Annotated in this window: 3 protein-coding genes; 1 reads left to right on the forward strand and 2 read right to left on the reverse strand. The window is 70.8% G+C overall.

The window, feature by feature from the left end:
• Together FV222_RS22100 and rpsT are read right to left on the reverse strand one after the other, a co-directional pair.
• The coding region (locus FV222_RS22100) for a DnaA N-terminal domain-containing protein (RefSeq protein WP_281406907.1) at positions 1–424 on the reverse strand (424 nt) is incomplete at its 3' end.
• Between the two features lie 963 nt (positions 425–1,387).
• Complete coding sequence (gene rpsT, locus FV222_RS22105) at positions 1,388–1,660, reverse strand: 30S ribosomal protein S20 (RefSeq protein WP_147750762.1); 273 nt, start codon at positions 1,658–1,660, stop codon at positions 1,388–1,390.
• 307 nt (positions 1,661–1,967) lie between these two features.
• Here rpsT and speB point away from each other — a divergent pair.
• A partial coding sequence (gene speB, locus FV222_RS22110; protein WP_246685596.1) for an agmatinase occupies positions 1,968–2,799 on the forward strand: 832 nt, incomplete at its 3' end.

A 2,799-nucleotide genomic window follows, 5' to 3' on the forward strand; every position in this document is an offset into this window, starting at 1 on the left:
TGTCGGGGGCCGGCGTCGTCGGCATCGGCGCGGGCATGCCGGCGGCGTGGAGACGGGCCAGCGGACCGCTGGTCGGGCCGGGCTTCGGGGCGCCCGGCGCCACCGGGCGGACCGGGGCGGTGGTGCCGCGCACGCCGACCTCGATGCGGCCGACCTCTTCGACCTCGGCCTTGAAGGTGTTCAGCACCCGATCGAGGTAGTGCGATTCGATCCAGCTTTTGAGGAACCGGGTCGGCACGGTGAGGCGGGCGGTGCCGCCCACGACGCAATCCAGCTCCAGACGCGCGAACCAGCTCGCGAACACGTCCTCGCCGAGCTCGGCCCGCAGGCGGCGCTTCACGCGACCCCAGGCCGCCGCAGCCTCCGCGACCCCGTTTGCTCCGCCGCTTCCGCCGCCGCCCGACACGCTCTCGTCGACATGCATCACTGACACTCTCCTCGCACCGAGGACGGGAGACCCGCCGACGCCGCGTACGCACGCACACTGGAACACCCCGTGAACACGGGCGGGGCGCAAAAATCGGCGGGAGTCAACCCGTCCGACGACGCTGCTGGTCGATTGGGAGAGCCTATCAACAATTACCTACGGTAGTTTTAACAGTGGGACTTGCGGGGAAAGCCTTGATCGGCGCTGCAGCGAGTCGAGCGGAGTCGAGCCGAAGACGGATACCGCTTTGATTCGCCGAACGATTCGGGGTGATGTGGGAGATGCTGTGCCTTTGCTCAGGCGCGGTGAGGTTTTGTTAAGCTACACCTGCCCCGAAGACTCCGCAACGAAATCGATTTTTGGAAATGGGTTAACGCTTCGTCACCGGGCGGGCGCGGACATGGCGCGAACATCGGCGGGGCGTTCGGGGGTTTTGGCGGGCAATCGCGGGCGCCGATCAGACACCGTCGCCGGACATGTCGGCGCCGTCTCCGCCTCTTCCCGCTTCTACGGGCGGGACCATCGCAGAAGGCGATTTGCTCTTCGGAAACCCGCTGGCAGCACCTCCGTCATCCCGGGGCCGCGCAGCGGAGCCCGGGATCCAGAACCGCAGGTCGCGCTGTATTTGGCGGCGTCGGCGGTTCTGGATTCCGGGCTCGCCTGCGGCGCCCCGGAATGACCGCGTGGTGCCGTCTGCAACGGATCTGAGCCAGGGGCGTGGGCTGGGACGAGCTGCGCGCCTGAGCCTAAGGGGTCACGCACCTCATCCTGTCCTTCTCCCCATGGGAGGAGGAACCCGCGGCGGATCGGCGAGCCCTGTGGCCGACAGGCAAGGGAGCGGACGACTCGAACGAGAACCACATCGCGGGTGCGACGCGAACACGAAAAAGCCCGGCGCGAAGGCCGGGCTTTTTCGTAACGGGTTCGATGGTTCGTCGGCGGCGCCGACGGCGGTCGCGCTTAGGCGGCGACGGCCAGGGCCTTCACGCGGGCGGCGAGGCGCGAGACCTTGCGCGAGGCGTTGTTCTTGTGAACGATGCCGCTCTGGGCGGCCCGCATGATCTCCGGCTCGGCGGCGCGGAGCGCGGTGAGGGCGTCGGACTGCACGCCCGAAGCGATCGCCTCCTCGACCTTGCGGACGAAGGTACGCATCCGGGAGCGGCGCGAGCGGTTGATCGCCGTGCGCTTGGCGATCTTGCGGGTCATTTTCTTGGCCGACACGGTGTTGGCCATGGGCATCCTCGTATCAAAGGGCGGGGACCTTCGAGCTCGGGGAGCCTCGGATCGGTCTGCGCTGGGTGTGGCGAATGGCGAAGTCGACGACGCGCGCAACCGCACGGGCCCTCGGCAGAGCCGGCTCTATAGCCACGGGACGCCGCGTCGTCAACGCACCTTGATGCACCGGCTTACCCGCGCCGGCTTGATCCCGCCCTGCCGGCCCCGGATGATCGCGGATCGATCCAGGGAGGGGACCGGCGTGGCGCACAGGGTGAACGAGACCGACGCGGCCCGTATCGCAAGGTTCCGTCCGGCGTCCGGCATGGAGACGCCGCGCTTTGCCGGCGTGGCGAGCTTCATGCGGCTGCCCTGCCGCGATCCGGGCGCGGCCGAGGGCGTCGAGATCGGCCTCGTCGGCATCCCGTTCGACGGGGCGACCACGAACCGGCCGGGCGCGCGCCTCGGGCCGCGGGGCGTGCGCGAGGCCTCGACCGGCACGCGGGCGATCAACCATGCCAGCGGGATCGCGCCCTATGCTCTGGCGGCCTGCGCCGACCTCGGCGACGTGCCGGTGAACCCGGTCGATGCCGCCGAGACCTGCCGGCGGATCGAGGCGTTCATGCTCGGGCTGGCCGGCGCCGGCATCGTGCCGCTCTCCGTCGGCGGCGACCACCTCGTCACCTATCCGATCCTCCGGGCGCTGGGGCGCGGGCGCCCGCTCGGGCTCGTGCACATCGACGCCCACAGCGACACCGACGACCACCAGTACGGCGGCACCCGGCTCACCCACGGCACCCCGTTCCGCCGGGCGGTGGAGGACGGCGTGCTCGATCCGCGGCGCTGCGTGCAGGTCGGCATCCGCGGCAGCATGGACGCGGCGGACGAGCGCGACTGGGCCTGCGCCCAGGGCATCCGCGTCGTCACGATGGAGGAGGCGGCCGCCCGCGGAATGCCGGAGGTGGCGGCCGAGGCCCGCGCCGTCGTGGGCGCCGGCCCGACCTATCTCAGCTTCGACATCGACAGCCTCGACCCGGCCTACGCGCCGGGCACCGGCACGCCGGAGATCGGCGGCCTGACCACCCGCGAGGCCCTGGCCCTGCTGCGCAGCCTGCGCGGGCTCGACCTCGTCGGCGCCGACCTCGTCGAGGTGGCCC

The organism is Methylobacterium sp. WL103 (genome assembly GCF_008039885.1).
GTDB classification, from domain to species: Bacteria; Pseudomonadota; Alphaproteobacteria; order Rhizobiales; family Beijerinckiaceae; genus Methylobacterium; species Methylobacterium cerastii.

Coding starts and splice junctions, on each gene's coding strand:
- rpsT (WP_147750762.1), bottom strand. CDS start 1,660: ATGGCCAACACCGTGTCGGCCAAGAAAATGACCCGCAAGATCGCCAAG.